We start from the raw sequence: 20,431 nt of genomic DNA, 5'->3' as shown, positions 1-20,431 counted from the left end.
AATCTAATGAGTGACTACAAGAATACCCTGAACTTGCCGGAAACAGGGTTCCCGATGCGTGGCGATCTGGCCAAGCGTGAACCTGGCATGCTGCAACGTTGGTATGAACAGGATCTGTACGGGATTATTCGTACTGCCAAAAAGGGCAAAAAATCCTTCATTCTGCATGACGGCCCTCCGTATGCGAATGGCAGCATTCACATTGGTCACTCGGTTAACAAGATTCTCAAAGACATTATTATCAAGTCGAAAGGGATGTCCGGTTTCGACTCGCCTTACATTCCGGGTTGGGACTGCCACGGCTTGCCGATCGAACTGAAGGTCGAGCAACTGTACGGCAAGCCGGGTGAAAAACTCACCGCGGCAGAATTCCGTATCAAGTGCCGTGAGTACGCCGCAGAACAGGTTGAAGGTCAGAAGAAAGACTTCATCCGTCTGGGCGTGCTGGGGGACTGGGATCACCCGTACCTGACCATGGACTTCAAAACCGAAGCCAATATTATCCGCGCGCTGGGTAAAATCATCAGCAATGGCCACCTGTTGAAAGGTGCCAAGCCGGTGCACTGGTGTACCGATTGCCGTTCTTCACTGGCGGAAGCGGAAGTTGAGTATTACGACAAAACTTCGCCGTCTATTGATGTGGCTTTCCACGCGGTTGACGCGGCTGCCGTGGCGGCCAAGTTTGCCGTGGCCAACTTTAACGGTCCGGTTTCTTTGGTTATCTGGACCACCACCCCGTGGACGCTGCCGGCTAACCGCGCCATCTCGCTGCACCCTGAATTTGCGTATCAGTTGGTTCAGGTTGAAGGCCAATGCCTGATCCTGGCGGCCGAACTGGTGGAAAGCGTGATGAAGCGCGCCGGCATTACCCATTGGGAAGTGTTGGGCGGCTGCAAAGGTGCCGATCTGGAACTGATGCGTTTCGAACACCCGTTCATGGGCTTCGATGTGCCGGCGATCATGGGTGAGCACGTGACGCTGGATGCCGGTACCGGTGCGGTACACACCGCAGGCGGTCACGGTCCGGATGACTTTGTCATCAGCCAGAAATACGGTTTGGAAATCGCCAACCCGGTGGGGCCGAACGGCTGCTACCTGACCGGCACCCATCCGCTGCTGGATGGCAAGTTTGTTTTCAAGGCCAACGATCTGATCGTTGAGCTGCTGCGTGAGAAAGGCGCACTGCTGCACGTGGAAAAACTGGTTCACAGCTACCCATGCTGCTGGCGCCACAAAACGCCGATCATCTTCCGTGCTACGCCTCAGTGGTTCATTAGCATGGATCAGAAAGGCCTGCGCAAGCAGTCACTGGAAGAGATCAAAGGCGTGCAGTGGATCCCTGAGTGGGGTCAGGCACGTATCGAAACCATGGTCGCCAACCGTCCGGACTGGTGTATTTCGCGTCAGCGTACCTGGGGCGTACCGATGTCACTGTTCGTGCACAAAGACACTGAGCAACTGCACCCACGTAGCGTCGAGCTGATGGAAGAAGTGGCCAAGCGCGTTGAGCAGGACGGTATTCAGGCCTGGTGGGATCTGGACGCGGCCGATATTCTCGGTGCGGATGCTGCCGACTACGTGAAAGTGCCTGATACCCTGGACGTATGGTTCGACTCCGGTTCGACCCACTCTTCCGTGGTCGACGTGCGCCCTGAGTTCAATGGTCATGGTGCCGACATGTATCTGGAAGGTTCTGACCAACACCGCGGCTGGTTTATGTCATCACTGATGATCTCCACCGCGATGAAAGGCAAGGCGCCGTATAAAGAAGTTCTGACCCATGGTTTCACCGTGGACGGTCAGGGCCGCAAGATGTCCAAGTCGATCGGCAACACCATCAGTCCACAAGACGTGATGAACAAGCTGGGCGGCGACATCCTGCGTCTGTGGGTAGCCTCTACCGACTACACCGGCGAGATCGCGGTGTCAGATGAGATCCTGAAACGCTCTGCCGATTCTTATCGTCGTATCCGTAACACCGCGCGCTTCCTGCTGGCCAACCTGAACGGGTTTGAGCCGAGCACCGACTGCGTGGCACCGGAAGAGATGGTAGTACTGGATCGCTGGGCTGTGGGCCGCGCACTGGCGGCGCAGCAGGATATCGAACAGGCTTACGCCAACTATGATTTCCATGAAGTGGTACAGCGCCTGATGCAGTTCTGTTCGGTCGAGATGGGCTCCTTCTATCTGGATATCATCAAGGACCGCCAGTACACCGCGAAGAGCGACAGCGTCGCCCGCCGCAGCTGCCAGACTGCCTTGTTCCATATCGCAGAAGCGCTGGTGCGCTGGATGGCACCGATCATGTCGTTCACAGCCGATGAAATCTGGGCTTTCCTGCCGGGCAAACGCGCGCAGTACGTGTTCACTGAAGAGTGGTACGACGGCCTGTTCGGTCTGGCTGAAGGCGAAGGCATGAACGATAGCTTCTGGGCCGAGCTGCTGAAAGTGCGCGGCGAAGTGAACAAGGTACTGGAGCAGGCGCGTGCCGATAAACGCCTTGGTGGCTCGCTGGAGGCCGCGGTAACGCTGTATGCCGATAGCGAACTGGCTGAGCGTCTCAACAGCCTGCAGGATGAGCTGCGCTTTGTGCTGCTGACTTCGGCGGCGCGCGTTGCACCTCTGGCCGATGCGCCGGCGGATGCCCAAGCGTCAGAACAGGTGAAAGGTCTGAAAATCGCCTTCAGCACCGCAGAAGGTGAGAAGTGCCCGCGCTGCTGGCATTACACCACCGATATCGGCCTGGTGGCGGAACATGCAGATCTCTGCGGCCGCTGTGTGATCAACGTAGCCGGTGACGGTGAAAAGCGTAAATTTGCCTAATGAGTAAACCTATTTGTTCGACCGGCTTACGCTGGCTGTGGTTGGTAGTGGTGGTGCTGGTGCTGGATTTTGCCAGCAAACAGTGGATCCTCGGTAACTTCGTGCTGGGCCAGTCCCAGCCGCTGATCCCGTCGTTCAATCTGTTCTATGCGCGCAACTACGGTGCCGCGTTCAGTTTCCTGGCCGATCACGGCGGGTGGCAGCGCTGGTTCTTCGCCGGTATCGCCGTCGCTATCGTGGCGGTGCTGCTGGTGATGATGTACCGCAGTTCGGCGCAGCAAAAGCTGAACAACATCGCCTATGCCTTTATTATTGGCGGTGCGCTCGGCAACCTGTTCGATCGCTTGTGGCACGGCTTCGTGGTCGATTTTATCGACTTCTACGTGGGCGGCTGGCACTACCCGACCTTCAACCTGGCGGATAGCTTTATCTGCGTGGGGGCGGCGATGATCGTACTGGAAGGCTTTTTATCGCCGGCGAACAAAAGTGCAAAGAGCAAAGGTGAGTAATATGACGGCTCAGATTAAGGGCGATAGCGAAGTGCTGGTTCACTTCACGTTGAAACTGGAAGACGGTTCAACCGCAGAATCCACCCGCAGCAACGGTAAACCGGCGCTGTTCCGACTGGGTGACGGCAGCCTGTCCGAGCCGCTGGAAGCACAGTTGCTTGGTCTGAGTGCGGGCGACAAGTGCGCCTTTACCCTGCAACCGGAAGCGGCGTTCGGCGAAGAAAACCCGGACCTGGTCCAGTTCTTCTCACGCCGTGACTTCGCGGAAACCGGGGTACCGGACGCGGGCACCATCATGCTGTTTACCGCCGTCAACGGCAGCGAAATGCCGGGTGTGGTGCGCGAGGTGGCGGAAGATTCGATTACCGTTGATTTCAACCATCCGCTGGCGGGCCATCCGGTGACCTTCGATATTGAAGTGCTGGAGATTGACCCGCAGCAGGAGGAGACGCATGCAAATATTGCTGGCTAACCCACGTGGTTTTTGCGCCGGGGTTGATCGTGCGATCAGTATCGTTGAACGCGCGCTGGAAATTTACGGCGCGCCTATCTACGTGCGTCACGAAGTGGTGCATAACCGCTACGTGGTGGACAGCCTGCGTGAGCGTGGGGCGGTATTTATCGAGGAAATTACCGAAGTGCCGGACGGGTCGATTCTGATCTTCTCGGCGCACGGGGTTTCCCAGGCCGTTCGGGCCGAAGCCAAAGCGCGCGATTTGACCATGCTGTTTGACGCCACCTGCCCGCTGGTAACCAAGGTGCATATGGAGGTGGCGCGAGCCAGCCGCCGTGGCACCGAAGCGATCCTGATCGGCCATGCGGGCCACCCGGAAGTGGAAGGCACCATGGGCCAGTACAGCAACCCGAAGGGCGGCATGTATCTGGTGGAGTCACCGGACGACGTGGGGAAGCTACAGGTGAAAGATGAAAGTAACCTGTGCTTTATGACACAAACCACGCTGTCGGTGGACGACACTTCTGACGTGATTGATGCCCTGCGCAAGCGCTTCCCGAGCATTATCGGGCCGCGTAAGGACGACATCTGCTACGCCACCACCAACCGTCAGGAAGCGGTGCGCAACCTGGCCGGGGATGCGGATGTGGTTCTGGTAGTGGGGTCGAAGAACTCTTCTAACTCTAACCGTCTGGCGGAGCTGGCTCAACGCGTGGGTAAGCCGGCGTACCTGATCGACTCTGCGGCAGACATTCAGGAAGCCTGGCTGAAGGATGCTAGTAATATCGGGGTTACCGCCGGGGCATCGGCACCAGACGTATTGGTGCAGGACGTGATCAGTCGCCTGAAAGCGCTGGGCGGTGTCAACGTGCAGGAAGTCAGTGGCCGTGAAGAGAACATCGTGTTCGAAGTGCCGAAAGAGCTGCGGGTTGATATCAAACAGGTCGATTAAGCATCGGACATAAATAAAATAGCGGGGAGCTTTGGCTTCCCGTTTTTTTTGGGATCGGTATCAGGCAGTGAAAGTATTAAAAAGGTGTGGGAGAGAGAACTGATTCAAATTTTCTGTTACTTAAAGTCAAATTCGTTCTGACAATTTGAATTAATGACGGAGTAAATGCTTATATAGGCAACGAGGAAGTTATTAAGGTTAATATCATTAGGCTGCGATCTAAATAAACTCTGGTGCTGGTCAGCAATCGGCTGAAAAGTTAAATAACTAAATAAATCGTCGTTACAGATGTTTCTTATTTTATTAAGTTCGTAACTGGCCTACGGAATTCTTCTCTTTTTTCTGTAAATGGATTTTCATATGCTCGAGTAAACGGCGAACCTTTAATGGCTGGCTGTCCCGACGCGGCATAATCGCGTAGCAATTAATATCCGGTAATCGCCAATCCGGTAACACCTCGACCAGGTCGCCCCGGCACAATTCATTTTCAACGTTAACGAAGAAATTACGGATGATCCCCTTGCCAGCCAGCGCCAATTCTTTCATCGCCATACCGTTATTGGTAAATAAACGTCCGGTCATGCGCAACCGATGCTCGTCGCCGTTAGGGTGGAGCAGGCGAACAAACTGCGGGTTCCCCAACGGGGTAAAAGTGACCCATTGATGGTGTGTTAATGCCTGTGGGGTATCCGGTATGCCATGGCCGGCAAGGTAGGCCGGTGAGGCGCACAACACTTCACGAAAGCGCGCCAGGCGGGTAGAGACGTAGCTGGAATCTGCCATTACGCCACCGCGGATCGCCAGATCGATACGCTGGCCTATCAGGTCGATCTTTTCATCATGAATTTCCAGCCTCAGCGTGATGCGTGGGTGTTCATCAAGGAAGCTTTGTAGCGCCGGCACCAGATAATGGGTGGCGAATTCCGTCGAGGTGGCGACGCGCAACTCACCGGCCAGTTCACCGCGTAGCGCGGCAATACGCTGTTGACCCCGCTCGGCAGCATGGATCATCAGAACACAGTCCTCATAAAAACACAGCCCGGCTTCGGTCAGGCTCAGTGAGCGAGTAGAACGCAGAAGTAATTGAATGCCCAGCTCGTTTTCCAGCTGGCGGATATGCTGGCTGACGGCGGAGGTCGTAATGCCTAATTCTTTGGCTGCCATGCTGAATGCGCCGCAATCGACAACTTTAGAAAAAATGGCCATGCGTTTTAGAATATTACTCATAGTTTGTTAAGTTCAACTTAACCAAGATTGTTAATTATACGGGCTAATAATATAGCATTAACTCTTCTATATTGCCTGAAGCAGATAAATCGCGAGGCGAGGCTTATTTCCCACGCGACACCTCTCTTTTTGATAAGTCTTATTGCGTTTGCGAATAAGTTGCCTGCGCCACATCTGAACAGGAGTTAATTGTGGATAGTGCCCGTACTGAACAAATATCGTTAAAAATACTTCATGAGCTATTGCAATATCGGCGTCGATTCCCGGGATTGGAAGCCTCAAATGCTGAAGAAGAACAGGCCGTTTCACAGGTGCAATTACCGCGTATCCGGGCATTCATTGAAAATGAGCAGCGCATTGAATTTGTCCTGCCCGCCTTCCCGACAAAATCACCCAATACGAATAAGGTGATTGGTTCGGTACCCGATATGGCTGAGCGACTGTCGTTGATATTTCTTAATTCCCTCTGCCAACGTATTCAGCTTTATTACCCGCCGGGCGCACATATCGTCATCTGCTCGGATGGCCATGTCTTCGGTGATTTGATCCGTGTCAGCGACGAGGCTATCAACCACTATCAGCACGAAATCGAAAACCTGCTGCATGAGGTCGGGGCGACGCACCTGAGCGTGTTCAACCTGGGGGACGTGGAAGGGCTGGCCGAGCATACCGGCGACTATGACTTGCTACGTCAGTTGTTGGTCGACGGTTATGCCGAGCCGGAGGCGACAATCAAACAGCAACTGATGCAGGACGAGCAGGGGCTACAGTTGTATCGCGCCATCACCCGGTTCCTGTATGAAGACAGCCAACTGCCGGGCTACAGCGGCTCCAACGCCGCATTGCAAAAAGACGCCAAACAGCGCGCCTGTGGTGTGATCCAGCGCAGCTGGGCCTGGGGCAACCTGCTGGCCCAGCATTTCCCGCTGGCGATACGTCTGTCGATCCACCCGCAGCCCGCCGACAGCCTGAAAATGGGTATTCATATGATGCCAACCAAAGATGACTGGCTGACGCCGTGGCATGGCGTAGCGGCCAACGTTAACGGACAGTTTGTGCTGATGAAACGCAAAGACGCTCAGCAGTTGGCGGGCGAACTGGTGGCGATCCGCGGTACACCCAGCCATTACCTGATCGAACAGCCACAAATGGCCTAATGCATCACCTTACGCCTGTCACTTTGGCGGGCGTCTTTTAACGGCCCGGTTGCCGTGTGAGCAGAAAATTCGATTCAAGGAGAGTGACCTATGGACCACCAAACACTGAACTGCCGTATTGAACTGAATACTCCTTTTGGCGCGGTGCTAACCCCGCAATATCCTGGGCAACCGATCAGCGAACTGCCGGTAGCGGCGCTGCGGGCGTTGGCTCAACAGCATCACCTGCTGGTGCTGCGTGGCTTCGACTCTGGCTTTACCGAGCCCCAGGTGCTGACAGGCTATGCCGAAGGCTGGGGCGAGATCATGATGTGGCCATTCGGTGCAGTATTGGATGTGAAAGAACATCCGGATGCCAAGGACCATATTTTCGACAGCAGCTATGTGCCGTTGCACTGGGACGGCATGTACAAACCGACCATCCCGGAATTCCAGCTATTCCACTGTGTGGCCGCGCCTTCGCAGGATGAGGGCGGGCGCACCACCTTTGTCGATACCACGCGCCTGCTGGCCAATGCCGATGAGGCGCTGTTGGCCCAATGGCTGAAGGTGTCGATCTCTTATCGCATTAAGCAGGTCGTGCACTACGGCGGTGAGGTTTGTTCACCGTTGGTGGTGATGCATCCGAGCGGCCGTGGGCAGATCATGCGCTACAACGAACCGCCGACCGAAGGCAAAAAGTTTCTTAACCAGCACGCGCTGGAATATCACGGTGTGCCGCAAGACAAGCAAGAGGCATTCCACCAGACCCTGCAACAGTATCTCTACGATCCGCGCCATTACTACGCCCACCAGTGGCAGCAGGGCGACGTAGTGGTAGCGGACAACTTCTCGCTGTTGCACGGGCGTGAGGGCTTCACTGCACGCTCTGCTCGCCATTTGCAGCGGGTCCATATTCAGAGCAACCCAGTGTGCGCCAATCTGGCGTTGAAGCCGGCAAACACAGAGGCTTAACCCGTTATGGCACGTATTCTGATGACCGCGGTGGCCACGCCAGGTCACGTTTATCCGATGCTGAGCATTGCCCGGCACCTGATCGCGCAAGGGCACCAGGTTCAGGTGATGACCGGTGCGCTGTTTCGCCAACGTGCTGAGGCCGTCGGCGCGCAATTTATTGCCTTTGATCAGCGGGTCGATTTCGATTACCGCTATCTTGAGCAGCGCTTTCCCGAACGGGCTGCACTGCCGCCGGGCAATGCTCAGATGGCACTGGCGTTGAAAGACTTCTTCGCTGCCCCGATCCCGTTGCTGGATCAGCAGTTGCGAAGCGTGATGGTCGCCGAGAGCACCGACCTGCTGATCGTGGAAAACTGTTTCTACGGGGTGTTACCGCTATTGCAGACTCGGGATCGCCCGCCGGTGATCGGTATTGGAGTGACACCCTTGTCGTTCTCCTCTACGGATTCGATCTTCTATGGGCCACGGATCCCTCCGGCATTATTGCCCTCTGAGCTGCGGCGCGAGCAGTTGGTGGATGAAGGCACCCGCGCGTTAATCGAAGAGGTACAACAGAGTTTTGATGCTGCGATGGCACAATCCGGCGGTCAGCCACTGCAACAGCCGTTTACCGATGCGTTAATTGGCGGTTGCGATCGCTTTTTGCAACTGGCAACCCCGGCACTGGAGTATCCGCGTGAAGATTTGCCGGCCAGCGTGCGCTTTATTGGTCCGCTGCGCAGCACGGCAGCGGCGGTTGAAACTTCCGATGAGTGGGATGAAGCCGACCGGCGGCCGCTGGTGATTGTCTCGCAGGGTACGCTGGCGAATGTCGATCTACATCAGCTGATTGTCCCGACGCTGAAGGCGCTGGCTGAGTTGCCGGTTCGGATGTTAGCGACCACGGGGGGCCGCCCGATTGACGAGTTGTTGGCGCTGTTGCCCGCTAATGCCAGGGTGCAGGAGTTTATCTCTTTCGAGCACTGGCTGCCGCAGGCTGCACTGTTGATCACCAACGGCGGTTACGGTTCAATCAACTACGCTCTGGGTCAGGGGGTGCCATTGATTGTTGCCGGTACCGGTGAAGATAAACTCGAGGCCGCCACGCGGGTGGTGGCTGCGGGATGCGGAATTAACCTGCATACCAGCAACCCGGATCAGGCGCAGTTGCGGCAAGCCGTGCAGCAAATTTTGACGCAGCCGATGTATCGGCTGCGTGCTGCGCTGGTCCAGGCCGATTACGCTCGCCATGATGCACTGACGGCAATCGCCGACGAGGTGGCAGTGTTAACCCGTTGAAGGTATGGGAAATGGCCGCCGTGAGGCGGCCGCTTTCGCTACAAAGAGAATTGAATCAAAAACTGGTCAATCAGGGCACGATCGTCATTGGTCAGTTGCCAACCGGGGTGACGGCAGCAATCGGTGGCAATGATATTGCGGCGCCAGTTGCAGAAATTCTTTGGTGTAATCCAGCGGCTGCCAGGTTTTACGTCGCTGGATCAGTTCGGTCTCGCTGACGTGTAGCGTCAGGGTACGCGCCGGGATATCTATCGAAATTTCATCGCCATTCTGCACCAATGCCAGTTCGCCGCCTTCTACTGCCTCAGGCGATATATGGCCGACAAACAGCCCGCGGTTGGAACCGGAGAAACGGCCGTCGGTGATCAGGCTGAGTCGCCTGATGCGGTTTTCATCCATGGCTCTCAGGCAATAAAGCGGCAGTTACTGCATATACTAAGCTAGGCGACAGGTTGGTGGTACCTTGCCGATTTTAGTGAAGCGAATAAGCGGTTTTTCATGCAGATTATGCCGGTTAAAACTGCATGATTATGTAAATCAAACCATCGACGCTTTTTAGGTTAAATGTTAACCCATTGACAGCATTGCTGATGAAATGCGTGGGATATCATAATTTTCTAATTATGAAATGAATCCTCTGGCGGTGATAAGGTAGGGCAGTTACCCTGAACCGATAGCCTAATGGGATAGGCGTCAAATCAACAAGAGAGCAAGCATGACTGATTCACAAATCCGCATTGCGGTTGCGGGTTCCGGCGGCCGTATGGGCCGTCAATTGATCCAGGCGGTACAGCAGGCACCGGGTGTGGTGCTGGGAGCCGCGATTTCACGGCCAGGCTCAAGCCTGATTGGCACCGATGCCGGTGAACTGGCGGGCGTTGGTACGCTGGGTGTGACCGTTAGCGACAGCCTGGAAAAGGTGGTCGGCGATTTCGATATTCTGATCGACTTCACCCGCCCGGAAAATACCCTGGGCTACCTGGCTTTCTGCATCGAACATAAAAAAGCCATGGTGATTGGCACCACCGGCTTTGACGATGCCGGCAAAGAGGCCATCCGCGCTGCCGGGCAGCAGATTGGTATCGTCTTCGCCGCCAACTTCAGCGTCGGCGTTAATCTGGTGCTGAAACTGCTGGAAAAGGCCGCTCAGGTGATGGGCGACTATACCGATATCGAAATTATTGAAGCGCATCACCGCCATAAAGTGGATGCCCCTTCGGGCACGGCGTTGGCGATGGGCGAGGCGATTGCCGGTGCACTGGGACGTGATCTTAAAGAGTGTGCGGTGTATGCGCGCGAAGGTTATACCGGTGAGCGCGATCCGAAGAGCATTGGCTTTGCCACTATTCGTGCTGGCGATATCGTCGGGGAGCACACCGCCATGTTTGCCGACATCGGCGAGCGGGTAGAGATTACCCATAAAGCCTCCAGCCGCATGACTTTCGCCAGTGGAGCGGTGCGCGCGGCATCATGGCTGTATAAGCGTGATAAAGGGCTATTTGATATGCGTGATGTGCTCAATCTTGACCAGTTATAATTGATTTATATACCATCGTGATGTGGTTGTATTGATCATAATGCTATGATTAACGGACAATAATTTTATTGTCCTTTTTTTTAACGCTTAAAATGATGCTGATGCATTTATTTCATGGTGTGATGCTTGTTTTTATGTGTTTAATTTGATTTTTTTGCCATTAATCTCAAGCAATGATGTTTTTAGCCCGGGATTTTGCCTTTATCATTGCGCTTTTTTGTCATTCCTCCCCGCAACCGTTTACCAACCCGAGTTTAGCGGTGTTTTTGTGGCTGCTAACCCTATTAAACGTTGAGAAGTGCAAAAATAAGAGAAAAAATGGCGCTTTGGGTAGACAAGCGGAGCTCTCATCATTAAAATGCGCCCAATTTGCCAAAAATTGACCTTGAAGGCGGTTTTTGCATTGATTTAGATCGCGATATCTGAATTAATATGCAAATATTGTGATTGATTATTCCTTGGAGGGTGTTTTGATTAAGTCAGCGCTATTGGTTCTCGAAGACGGAACCCAATTCCACGGTCGGGCCATCGGGGCAGAGGGTACGGCAGTGGGGGAAGTGGTCTTCAATACGTCGATGACCGGTTATCAAGAAATCCTCACTGATCCTTCCTACTCCCGCCAGATCGTTACTCTTACTTATCCTCATATCGGCAATGTCGGCACCAATGCTGCTGACGAAGAATCCTCCGCTGTACATGCCCAAGGCCTCGTCATTCGCGACCTCCCACTGATTGCCAGCAACTACCGCAACGAAGAAGGCCTGTCTGACTACCTGAAGCGTCACAACATCGTGGCGATTGCCGATATTGATACCCGCAAGCTGACCCGTCTGCTGCGTGAAAAGGGTGCACAGAACGGCTGCATCATCGCCGCTGACACACCGGATGCTGCCCTGGCATTGGCGAAGGCCAAAGGTTTCCCTGGCCTGAAAGGCATGGACCTGGCGAAAGAAGTGACCACTCAGGAAGCTTACAGCTGGCAGCAAGGTAGCTGGACGCTTGAAGGCGAACTGCCGGAAGCCAAAGCGGCCTCCGAGCTGCCGTTCCACGTGGTGGCCTACGACTTTGGCGCCAAACGCAACATCCTGCGCATGCTGGTGGATCGCGGTTGCCGCCTGACGGTAGTGCCGGCGCAGACCCCGGCAGATGAAGTATTGAAGATGAGTCCGGACGGCATTTTCCTGTCCAACGGCCCGGGTGACCCGGAGCCTTGTGATTACGCCATTACCGCCATCAAACAGTTCCTGGAAACCGACATTCCGGTATTTGGCATCTGCCTCGGCCATCAGTTGCTGGCACTGGCCAGCGGCGCGAAAACCGTGAAGATGAAGCTCGGCCACCACGGCGGTAACCACCCGGTAAAAGACCTGGATAAAGACTGCGTCATGATCACCGCGCAGAACCACGGTTTTGCCGTGGATGAAAACAACCTGCCGGCAGAACTGCGCGTAACGCACAAATCCTTGTTTGACCACACGGTGCAGGGCATTCACCGCACCGACAAGGCTGCGTTCAGCTTCCAGGGGCACCCTGAAGCCAGCCCGGGCCCACACGATGCCGCGCCGCTGTTCGATCACTTTATCGAACTGATCGAGACTTACCGTTCTAACGCCAAATAATCAGGAGCAGTAAAAAATGCCAAAACGTACAGACATAAAAAGCATCCTGATCCTCGGCGCTGGCCCGATTGTTATCGGCCAGGCGTGTGAGTTCGACTACTCGGGTGCTCAGGCGTGTAAAGCGCTGCGCGAAGAGGGTTACCGCGTTATTTTGGTGAACTCCAACCCGGCCACCATCATGACTGACCCGGAAATGGCGGATGCGACCTACATCGAGCCGATTCACTGGAAAGTGGTGCGCAAAATCATCGAAAAAGAGCGTCCGGATGCCGTGCTGCCGACTATGGGCGGCCAGACCGCACTGAACTGTGCGCTGGAGCTGGAACGTCAGGGCGTACTGGCCGAGTTTGGCGTGACCATGATTGGCGCTACCGCTGACGCGATCGATAAAGCTGAAGACCGTCGCCGTTTCGACGTGGCGATGAAGAAAATCGGTCTGGACACCGCGCGCTCCGGCATTGCGCACAATATGGAAGAAGCGCTGGCGGTTGCCGCTGACGTCGGTTTCCCGTGTATCATCCGTCCTTCCTTTACCATGGGCGGCAGCGGCGGCGGTATCGCCTATAACCGCGAAGAGTTCGAAGAGATCTGCGAACGCGGCCTGGATTTGTCACCGACCAAAGAGCTGTTGATTGACGAGTCGCTGATTGGCTGGAAAGAGTACGAGATGGAGGTGGTGCGCGATAAGAATGATAACTGCATCATCGTCTGCTCGATCGAAAACTTTGACGCTATGGGCATCCATACCGGTGACTCGATTACCGTAGCGCCGGCGCAGACGCTGACCGACAAAGAATACCAAATCATGCGTAACGCCTCGATGGCTGTGCTGCGTGAAATCGGCGTGGAAACCGGTGGCTCCAACGTGCAGTTCTCGGTTAACCCGAAAACCGGCCGTCTGATCGTCATCGAAATGAACCCGCGTGTATCCCGCTCTTCGGCGCTGGCGTCGAAAGCCACAGGCTTCCCGATTGCCAAAATCGCTGCCAAGCTGGCGGTGGGCTATACCCTCGACGAACTGATGAACGACATCACCGGTGGCCGCACGCCAGCCTCGTTCGAACCGTCCATCGACTACGTCGTAACCAAAATTCCTCGTTTCAACTTCGAGAAATTTGCCGGTGCCAACGACCGTCTGACCACCCAAATGAAATCCGTCGGCGAAGTGATGGCGATTGGCCGTACTCAGCAAGAGTCACTGCAGAAAGCGCTGCGTGGCCTGGAAGTGGGTGCTACCGGCTTTGACCCAAAAGTGAACCTGGACGATCCGGAAGCGCTGACCAAAATCCGTCGTGAGCTGAAAGATGCCGGTTCTGACCGCATCTGGTACATCGCTGACGCCTTCCGTGCCGGCTTGTCGGTGGACGGTGTCTTCAACCTGACCAACGTGGACCGCTGGTTCCTGGTGCAAATTGAAGAGCTGGTACGCCTGGAAGAGCAGGTGGCCGAAACCGGCATCAACGGTTTAACGCAAGAGTTCCTGCGCACCTTGAAGCGTAAAGGCTTTGCCGATGCGCGTCTGGCCACCCTGGCCGGCGTTGCCGAAAGCGAAATCCGCAAACTGCGCCACGGCTATGGGCTGCACCCGGTTTACAAGCGTGTGGATACCTGCGCGGCAGAATTCGCCACCGACACCGCTTATATGTACTCCACCTATGAAGAAGAGTGCGAATCCAATCCGACCAATGACCGTCCGAAAATCATGGTGCTGGGCGGCGGTCCAAACCGTATCGGCCAGGGCATTGAGTTCGACTACTGCTGCGTACACGCCTCGCTGGCGCTGCGCGAAGACGGTTACGAAACCATTATGGTCAACTGTAACCCGGAAACCGTGTCTACCGACTACGACACTTCCGACCGTCTGTACTTCGAGCCGGTCACGTTGGAAGACGTGCTGGAAATCGTGCGTATCGAGAAGCCGAAAGGCGTGATCGTACAGTACGGTGGTCAGACTCCGCTGAAGTTGGCGCGTGAGCTGGAAGCCGCAGGCGTGCCGATCATCGGGACCAGCCCGGATGCGATTGACCGCGCCGAAGACCGTGAGCGTTTCCAACAGGCGGTGCACCGTCTGGGCCTGAAACAGCCGGCCAACGCCACCGTTTCCACCATCGAACAGGCGGTAGAGAAAGCGGCTGGCCTCGGCTACCCACTGGTGGTACGTCCTTCCTACGTGCTGGGCGGCCGCGCGATGGAAATCGTTTATGACGATATCGACCTGCGCCGTTACTTCCAGAATGCAGTCAGTGTTTCCAACGACGCGCCAGTGCTGCTGGATCGCTTCCTGGATGATGCGGTAGAAGTCGACGTCGATGCCATTTGCGACGGCGAGCGGGTGCTGATTGGCGGCATCATGGAACACATCGAACAGGCGGGCGTTCACTCCGGTGACTCCGCTTGCTCACTACCGGCCTACACCCTGAGCAAAGAAATTCAGGACGTGATGCGCCAGCAGGTTGAGAAACTGGCGTTCGAGCTGCAGGTTCGCGGCCTGATGAACGTGCAGTTTGCGGTGAAGAACAACGAAGTCTACCTGATTGAAGTCAACCCACGTGCTGCACGTACCGTACCTTTCGTCTCCAAGGCGACCGGCGTCCAGTTGGCCAAGGTGGCGGCACGCGTGATGGCGGGCAAAACGCTGGCCGAGCAGGGTGTAACGGAAGAAGTTATTCCGCCTTACTACTCGGTGAAAGAAGTGGTGCTGCCGTTCAACAAGTTCCCGGGCGTCGACCCGATTTTAGGGCCGGAAATGCGCTCTACCGGGGAAGTGATGGGCGTAGGCCGCACCTTCGCGGAAGCCTTCTCCAAGGCGATGCTCGGCAGCCAGTCAGGCATGAAGAAACAGGGGCGTGCACTGCTGTCGGTGCGTGAAGGCGATAAAGCCCGGGTGGTGGATCTGGCGGCAAGCCTGCTGAAACAGGGCTTTGAGCTGGATGCCACCCACGGTACCGCCGTGGTGCTGGGCGAGGCGGGGATTAACCCACGCCTGGTCAACAAGGTGCATGAAGGTCGTCCGCACATTCAGGACCGTATCAAGAATGGCGAGTACACCTATATCGTTAACACCACGGCCGGCCGCCAGGCGATTGAGGATTCCAAGCTGATTCGCCGCAGCGCGCTACAGTACAAGGTGCATTACGACACCACCCTGAACGGCGGCTTTGCCACCGCGATGGCGCTGAAGGCCGATCCGACCGAACAGGTGACCTCGGTGCAGGAGATGCACGCACGCATCGGTAAGTAATCTCTCTATGTCGTAACATCAGGGCGCTGCAGTTGAATGCAGTGCCCTTTTTTTATCTCCTTCAGCCAATTTGTTGCCTCACGTTAAAAATTTCCGCTATCAATCATTCAGCAAACTGTCACTCTGTGTGATTGGTATATGCTTGATATATTGGCAAGGAACGAAGGAACGACGACAACCATGATCCTGATAATTTACGCCCATCCTTATCCCCGGCATTCTCATGCCAACCATCGGCTGTTACAGGCAGTGAAGGACCTTCCCGAGGTGGAAGTCCGTTCGCTGTACGAGCTGTATCCCGATTTCAATATTGATATCAACGCCGAGCAGCAAGCGCTGGAGCGTGCCGATCTGGTGGTGTTGCAGCATCCGATGCAGTGGTACAGCCAACCGCCGTTGCTGAAACTGTGGATCGACAAAGTGCTGGAGCATGGTTGGGCCTATGGCCATGAAGGCGATGCGTTGGTAGGTAAAGATGTCCTGTGGGCGGTGACCAGTGGGGGGGATGAGCACCATTTCGAACTGGGCGATTATCCCAATTTTGCCGCACTGGGGCAGCCGCTGCAGGCCACGGCGCTGTATTGCGGTATGAACTGGCAGCCCTACTTTGCTGTGCACAATACCTTTACCTGCAATGAACCGGCGCTGATTGCCGCCGGAGAGGCCTACCGCCAGCGGCTGGTGGCGTATCTGATGGAACACAGTGAACCAGCGGATCAGGGAGTCGAGCATGGATAATCACCATATGATGATTGAGGGGCTGATCTATCTGGGATCGGCCGCGTTGTTCGTGCCGATAGCGGTGCGATTGGGGCTGGGCTCGGTACTGGGCTACCTGATCGCCGGTTGTATTATTGGCCCCTGGGGGCTGAAACTGGTCTCTGACGCGGAGTCGATCCTCACCTTTGCCGAGATCGGCGTGGTGCTGATGCTGTTTATCATCGGGTTGGAGCTGGATCCGAAACGACTCTGGACGTTGCGCGCCTCGGTATTTGGCGGCGGTATTATCCAGATGGCGGCTTGCGGGCTGGCGCTGAGTGCCTTTTGTTATTTCCTCGGGCTGGACTGGAAGGTGGCGCTGCTGATCGGCCTGACGCTGGCTCTGTCCTCCACCGCCATTGCCATGCAGGCGATGAGTGAACGTAACCTGACGCCGTCGCCGATTGGCCGTAGCGCATTTGCTGCATTGCTGTTCCAGGATATCGCGGCGATCCCGCTGGTGGCGATGATCCCCTTGCTGGCCAGCAGCGGTGCCGTCACTACCCTGGCGACCTTTGCCCTGTCGGCGGCCAAGGTGGTGGGTGCGCTGGTGGTGGTGGTACTGCTCGGTCGTTATGTGACCCGGCCGTTGCTGCACTTTGTCGCCCGCTCCGGCATGCGCGAAGTCTTTAGTGCTGTGGCGCTGTTTCTGGTATTTGGTTTTGGCATTCTGCTGGAAATGGCCGGGCTGTCGATGGCGATGGGGGCTTTCCTTGCCGGTGTGATGCTGGCGAGTTCCGAATACCGTCATGCGTTGGAAAGCGATATTCAGCCGTTCAAGGGCCTGCTACTCGGGCTGTTCTTTATCGGCGTTGGCATGTCGATCGACTTCGGCACCCTGTTCCACCATCCGTTGTTGATTGCCTCGCTGCTGTTGGGCTTTATGTTGATCAAGGCGGCGCTGCTGTGGGTGATTGGACCTTGGCTTGGCGTACCGAAACGTCAGCGCGGCATGTTTGCCATTTTGTTAGGTCAGGGCAGTGAGTTTGCTTTCGTGATTTTCGGGGCCGCACAGTTGGCCGGGGTGTTGCCGCCGGAATGGGCTAAATCGCTGACGCTGGCGGTAGCCTTATCAATGGCGGTGACGCCGTTGCTGTTGGTGGTAGCGGCTCGCATTGAGAAAAACGCGCCGAAGGATGAGCGTCCGGCGGATGAAATTGATGATGAAAACGCCAGCGTAATTATTGCCGGGTTTGGCCGCTTTGGTCAGATTGCCGGCCGTTTGCTGCTGGCCAACGGTGTGCATACCGTGGTGTTGGATCACGACCCGGATCATATTGAAACGCTGCGTAAGTTCGACACCAAGGTGTTCTATGGTGATGCCACGCGTGCCGATCTGCTGGAGGCGGCAGGTGCCGAGCACGCCAAGGTACTGATTAACGCCATCGATGACGTGGAGGCCAATTTACAATTGACCGAGTTGGCTAAACGGCACTTCCCGCATCTGAAGGTAGTGGCGCGCGCGCGCGATGTTGACCACTGGTATCAGTTGCGCCAGTTAGGGGTGGAAAGCCCGGAGCGTGAAACCTTTGAAAGCTCGTTGCGCATTGGCCGCGAAACACTGGAACTGTTGGGGCTGGATGCTTACGAGGCACGTGAAAAAGCGGATACCTTCCGGCGCTACAATCTGAAAATGCTGGAGGAAACGCTGGAGAATTATCAGGATACCGAATTCCGTCTTGCCGGTCTGCAACGGGCCAAAGAGATGCTCAGTGCGGCTATCGAGCAGGATCAGAATCGGTTGGCACGGGTCCAGCAGAGTGGCTGGCGCGGCAGTATCGATGGCAAAGCACCGGAGGATGAGGTGGTAGAAGCCAAGGGCTAAACCCGGTGGGGCGCTGCGTCAGACTGCGCCCCACACGAGATGGGTTAGCTCAGCGCCACCTTGATACCCAGGGCAATCAGCATGCCGCCCAGCAATTTATCCACCACCTTCTGGGTCTTCTCCAGCCCGCGACGCACCGGTCCGCTTTGGATCAGGAACACCAGCACCGGCCACCACAGGGCGGACAGTCCAAGGATAATCCCCGCATACCACAGTTTTTCACCCAGCCCGGAGTTGATCTGCAAGACCTGAGTAAACACCGCCAGGAAGAACAGTGTGGCTTTCGGGTTGAGCAGATTACACAGATAGCCCTGCACAAAGGCACTCTTCAGACTCACCTGTTGCTGTGGCAGGTTGCTGATGTTCATCTTGCTGCCACTGCGTGACAGCAGCGCCTGAATACCTACCCAGATCAGATAGACCGCCCCGGCGTACTTCAGCACGTTGAAAAGCCATGGTGTGGTGGTGATCACCACTGCCAGTCCGGCGACGCAGTAAGACATATGGGTCGCGACGCCGCAGATCACACCGAAGGCGGTCATCATGGCGGCCAGGCGCGGGTAGCGGGCGGCATTCTTGATCACCAGAAAAAAATCCGGGCCGGGCGACAGCATTCCCAGGGCGGCAATACCAGCAACGAACAGCGAAGTTTCAAGCATGATTTGACTCTCTGCACAAAAGGCCTAATTGCGCTGATAATAACGCCGCTTCCCCTGATGCGCATCAACCAAATGAGGTAATGTTTAACCCTATGATAGATCCTCAGTCTGAACAAACCCCGGGGCCCTATGCAGCAACTGACAACCACCGACCTACCGCCACCGCAGCGGCAACAGCGTGAAATCACCCGCCTGTGCATTCAATGCGCTTTGCTGTTGTTACAGCACGGTGCCGAAAGCATGGTGGTGGAGCAATTATCCACCCGGTTGGGGCTGGCGTTGGGCATGGACAGCGTGGAAAGTTCGATCTCGGCCAATGCGGTGGTGCTGACCACACTCAGTAACGGTGAATGCCTGACCACCACGCGCAAAAACGTCGATCGCGGCATCAATATGCAGATGGTGACCGAGGTGCAGCACATCGTTATTTTGGCGGAGCACCGGCTGGCGGATGCGCATGATGTGGCCCGGCGCTTCGAGAAAATTCGTCCGCTGCGCTATCCGCGTTGGTTGGTGGTGCTGATGGTAGCGCTGTCCTGCGGTTGCTTCAGCATGCTGAACGGCGGCGATCAGAAAGCCTTTGCCGTGACCTTTATCGCCAGCGGCCTGGCCATGTCGGTGCGCCAAATGCTGACCGCCCGCCACATGAATCCACTGATCAACTTTTGCCTGACGGCGTTTGTCGCCACCTCAGTTTCCGGCCTGTTGCTGCGGCTGCCGGTATTCAGCCAAACCTCTACGGTGGCGATGGCCGCCAGCGTGCTGTTGCTGGTGCCGGGGTTTCCACTGATTAACGCGGTGGCGGACATGTTCAAAGGCCATATCAATACCGGGCTGGCGCGCTGGGCGATGGCCAGTTTGCTGACGCTGGCCACCTGCATTGGCGTGGTGATGGCGATGTCGTTGTGGGATCTGCGGGGGTGGTCATGAACCTGCTTTGGGCTTTGCTGCAGGACATGCTGCTGGCGGCGGTACCGGCGCTGGGTTTTGCCATGGTCTTCAACGTACCGGTGCGTGCACTGCGTTATTGTGCACTGTTGGGGGCGGTGGGCCATGGTTCACGGATGCTGATGATGCACGCAGGCATGAACATCGAATGGGCCACGTTTTTGGCGGCGATTTTGATCGGCATGATCGGTATTTACTGGTCGCGCTGGCTGCTGGCGCACCCGAAGGTGTTTACCGTGGCGGCGGTGATCCCGATGTTTCCGGGTATCTCGGCCTATACCGCAATGATCTCGGTGGTGGAAATCTCGCATTTGGGGTACAGCGAGGCGCTGATGGCCACCCTGATGAGCAATTTCCTCAAGGCCTGTTTTATCGTTGGTGCGTTATCGATTGGGCTGTCACTGCCCGGGCTGTGGCTGTACCGTAAACGCCCCGGAGTCTGAGAATCAAGGGGCGGAAAAACGAATATTAGATATTCTAATAAGA

The 20,431-nt window shown here is 56.0% G+C and carries 17 protein-coding genes; 14 read left to right on the top strand and 3 right to left on the bottom strand.

Annotation, left to right across the window (positions count from 1 at the left end; translation table 11 throughout):
• The first annotated feature begins 6 nt into the window (after positions 1–6).
• Genes ileS through ispH form a run of 4 tightly spaced genes read left to right on the top strand, consistent with a single transcriptional unit; the run spans position 7 to position 4,738 of the window.
• The gene (ileS, locus tag F8R23_RS14280) at positions 7–2,823 is read left to right on the top strand and encodes an isoleucine--tRNA ligase (protein ID WP_151415736.1); all 2,817 of its coding nucleotides are present in this window, start codon (positions 7–9) and stop codon (positions 2,821–2,823) included.
• Entirely contained in the window at positions 2,823–3,332 is a 510-nt protein-coding gene (lspA, locus tag F8R23_RS14275) for a signal peptidase II (protein ID WP_099063126.1), read from the top strand. Before ileS ends, lspA begins: the two co-directional genes overlap by 1 nt.
• Position 3,333: 1 nt before the next feature.
• Positions 3,334–3,804 carry an FKBP-type peptidyl-prolyl cis-trans isomerase gene (gene fkpB, locus F8R23_RS14270; RefSeq protein ID WP_085120175.1) on the top strand — a complete coding sequence of 157 codons (471 nt, stop codon included), beginning with the start codon at positions 3,334–3,336 and terminating at the stop codon, positions 3,802–3,804.
• Positions 3,785–4,738 carry a 4-hydroxy-3-methylbut-2-enyl diphosphate reductase gene (ispH, locus tag F8R23_RS14265; protein WP_099063125.1) on the top strand — a complete coding sequence of 318 codons (954 nt, stop codon included), beginning with the start codon at positions 3,785–3,787 and terminating at the stop codon, positions 4,736–4,738. Before fkpB ends, ispH begins: the two co-directional genes overlap by 20 nt.
• A gap of 303 nt (positions 4,739–5,041) precedes the next feature.
• Here the strand turns inward: ispH and F8R23_RS14260 are convergent, their stop codons facing one another.
• Positions 5,042–5,944 carry a LysR family transcriptional regulator gene (locus tag F8R23_RS14260; RefSeq protein WP_261102882.1) on the bottom strand — a complete coding sequence of 301 codons (903 nt, stop codon included), beginning with the start codon at positions 5,942–5,944 and terminating at the stop codon, positions 5,042–5,044.
• A 212-nt stretch (positions 5,945–6,156) separates the two neighbouring features.
• On the opposite strand from F8R23_RS14260, the gene pvcA reads away from it, so the two are divergent.
• The 3 genes from pvcA (at position 6,157) to F8R23_RS14245 (ending at position 9,357) form a co-directional block, all read left to right on the top strand.
• Entirely contained in the window at positions 6,157–7,122 is a 966-nt protein-coding gene (gene pvcA, locus F8R23_RS14255) for an L-tyrosine isonitrile synthase (RefSeq protein ID WP_099063123.1), read from the top strand.
• A gap of 90 nt (positions 7,123–7,212) precedes the next feature.
• Positions 7,213–8,076 (top strand): TauD/TfdA dioxygenase family protein, encoded by an 864-nt coding sequence (locus tag F8R23_RS14250; protein WP_129934211.1) that lies wholly within the window; start codon positions 7,213–7,215, stop codon positions 8,074–8,076.
• Between the two features lie 21 nt (positions 8,077–8,097).
• The gene (locus F8R23_RS14245) at positions 8,098–9,357 is read left to right on the top strand and encodes a glycosyltransferase (RefSeq protein WP_151415802.1); all 1,260 of its coding nucleotides are present in this window, start codon (positions 8,098–8,100) and stop codon (positions 9,355–9,357) included.
• Between the two features lie 84 nt (positions 9,358–9,441).
• Here F8R23_RS14245 and F8R23_RS24170 read toward each other — a convergent pair whose 3' ends face one another.
• Positions 9,442–9,756, bottom strand: coding sequence for a dihydroxy-acid dehydratase domain-containing protein (locus tag F8R23_RS24170; RefSeq protein ID WP_390900937.1), 315 nt, complete (start codon positions 9,754–9,756; stop codon positions 9,442–9,444).
• A 316-nt stretch (positions 9,757–10,072) separates the two neighbouring features.
• Between F8R23_RS24170 and dapB the strand changes: the two genes are divergently transcribed.
• From dapB to kefC, 5 genes are all read left to right on the top strand, one after another.
• The gene (dapB, locus tag F8R23_RS14235) at positions 10,073–10,894 is read left to right on the top strand and encodes a 4-hydroxy-tetrahydrodipicolinate reductase (RefSeq protein ID WP_151415734.1); all 822 of its coding nucleotides are present in this window, start codon (positions 10,073–10,075) and stop codon (positions 10,892–10,894) included.
• Positions 10,895–11,364: 470 nt separating this feature from the next.
• Positions 11,365–12,513 carry a glutamine-hydrolyzing carbamoyl-phosphate synthase small subunit gene (carA, locus tag F8R23_RS14230; protein WP_099063244.1) on the top strand — a complete coding sequence of 383 codons (1,149 nt, stop codon included), beginning with the start codon at positions 11,365–11,367 and terminating at the stop codon, positions 12,511–12,513.
• A gap of 16 nt (positions 12,514–12,529) precedes the next feature.
• A complete protein-coding gene (gene carB / locus F8R23_RS14225) occupies positions 12,530–15,754 on the top strand; it encodes a carbamoyl-phosphate synthase large subunit (RefSeq protein ID WP_112347990.1) in 3,225 nt (1,074 codons plus the stop codon).
• Positions 15,755–15,934: 180 nt separating this feature from the next.
• Positions 15,935–16,492: a glutathione-regulated potassium-efflux system oxidoreductase KefF gene (kefF, locus tag F8R23_RS14220; RefSeq protein ID WP_112347991.1), complete on the top strand. Its 558-nt coding sequence runs from the start codon at positions 15,935–15,937 to the stop codon at positions 16,490–16,492.
• Positions 16,485–18,338, top strand: coding sequence for a glutathione-regulated potassium-efflux system protein KefC (gene kefC, locus F8R23_RS14215; RefSeq protein ID WP_112347992.1), 1,854 nt, complete (start codon positions 16,485–16,487; stop codon positions 18,336–18,338). The genes kefF and kefC overlap by 8 nt, the downstream gene beginning before the upstream one ends.
• Before the next feature lie 44 nt (positions 18,339–18,382).
• Here kefC and F8R23_RS14210 read toward each other — a convergent pair whose 3' ends face one another.
• Complete coding sequence (locus F8R23_RS14210) at positions 18,383–18,997, bottom strand: LysE family translocator (protein WP_129934213.1); 615 nt, start codon at positions 18,995–18,997, stop codon at positions 18,383–18,385.
• Between the two features lie 129 nt (positions 18,998–19,126).
• Between F8R23_RS14210 and F8R23_RS14205 the strand changes: the two genes are divergently transcribed.
• Complete coding sequence (locus F8R23_RS14205) at positions 19,127–19,927, top strand: threonine/serine exporter family protein (RefSeq protein WP_099063110.1); 801 nt, start codon at positions 19,127–19,129, stop codon at positions 19,925–19,927.
• Positions 19,924–20,388 carry a threonine/serine exporter gene (locus tag F8R23_RS14200; RefSeq protein ID WP_165366336.1) on the top strand — a complete coding sequence of 155 codons (465 nt, stop codon included), beginning with the start codon at positions 19,924–19,926 and terminating at the stop codon, positions 20,386–20,388. The genes F8R23_RS14205 and F8R23_RS14200 overlap by 4 nt, the downstream gene beginning before the upstream one ends.
• Positions 20,389–20,431: the final 43 nt, after the last annotated feature.

The organism is Serratia proteamaculans, from assembly GCF_008830365.1.
GTDB lineage: Bacteria > Pseudomonadota > Gammaproteobacteria > Enterobacterales > Enterobacteriaceae > Serratia > Serratia proteamaculans.
The sequence above is the reverse complement of the archived record's forward strand: the minus strand, read 5'-3'. Positions and strand labels throughout refer to the sequence as shown.

Excerpts from the sequence above, each read along its gene's own strand:
- F8R23_RS14205 (WP_099063110.1), top strand. The coding sequence starts at position 19,127 with ATGCAGCAACTGACAACCACCGACCTACCGCCACCGCAGCGGCAACAG.
- carB (WP_112347990.1), top strand. The coding sequence starts at position 12,530 with ATGCCAAAACGTACAGACATAAAAAGCATCCTGATCCTCGGCGCTGGC.
- F8R23_RS14210 (WP_129934213.1), bottom strand. The coding sequence starts at position 18,997 with ATGCTTGAAACTTCGCTGTTCGTTGCTGGTATTGCCGCCCTGGGAATG.
- fkpB (WP_085120175.1), top strand. The coding sequence starts at position 3,334 with ATGACGGCTCAGATTAAGGGCGATAGCGAAGTGCTGGTTCACTTCACG.
- F8R23_RS14245 (WP_151415802.1), top strand. The coding sequence starts at position 8,098 with ATGACCGCGGTGGCCACGCCAGGTCACGTTTATCCGATGCTGAGCATT.
- F8R23_RS24170 (WP_390900937.1), bottom strand. The coding sequence starts at position 9,756 with ATGGATGAAAACCGCATCAGGCGACTCAGCCTGATCACCGACGGCCGT.
- kefC (WP_112347992.1), top strand. The coding sequence starts at position 16,485 with ATGGATAATCACCATATGATGATTGAGGGGCTGATCTATCTGGGATCG.
- F8R23_RS14200 (WP_165366336.1), top strand. The coding sequence starts at position 19,924 with ATGAACCTGCTTTGGGCTTTGCTGCAGGACATGCTGCTGGCGGCGGTA.
- F8R23_RS14260 (WP_261102882.1), bottom strand. The coding sequence starts at position 5,944 with ATGGCCATTTTTTCTAAAGTTGTCGATTGCGGCGCATTCAGCATGGCA.
- lspA (WP_099063126.1), top strand. The coding sequence starts at position 2,823 with ATGAGTAAACCTATTTGTTCGACCGGCTTACGCTGGCTGTGGTTGGTA.
- ispH (WP_099063125.1), top strand. The coding sequence starts at position 3,785 with ATGCAAATATTGCTGGCTAACCCACGTGGTTTTTGCGCCGGGGTTGAT.
- dapB (WP_151415734.1), top strand. The coding sequence starts at position 10,073 with ATGACTGATTCACAAATCCGCATTGCGGTTGCGGGTTCCGGCGGCCGT.
- kefF (WP_112347991.1), top strand. The coding sequence starts at position 15,935 with ATGATCCTGATAATTTACGCCCATCCTTATCCCCGGCATTCTCATGCC.
- ileS (WP_151415736.1), top strand. The coding sequence starts at position 7 with ATGAGTGACTACAAGAATACCCTGAACTTGCCGGAAACAGGGTTCCCG.
- F8R23_RS14250 (WP_129934211.1), top strand. The coding sequence starts at position 7,213 with ATGGACCACCAAACACTGAACTGCCGTATTGAACTGAATACTCCTTTT.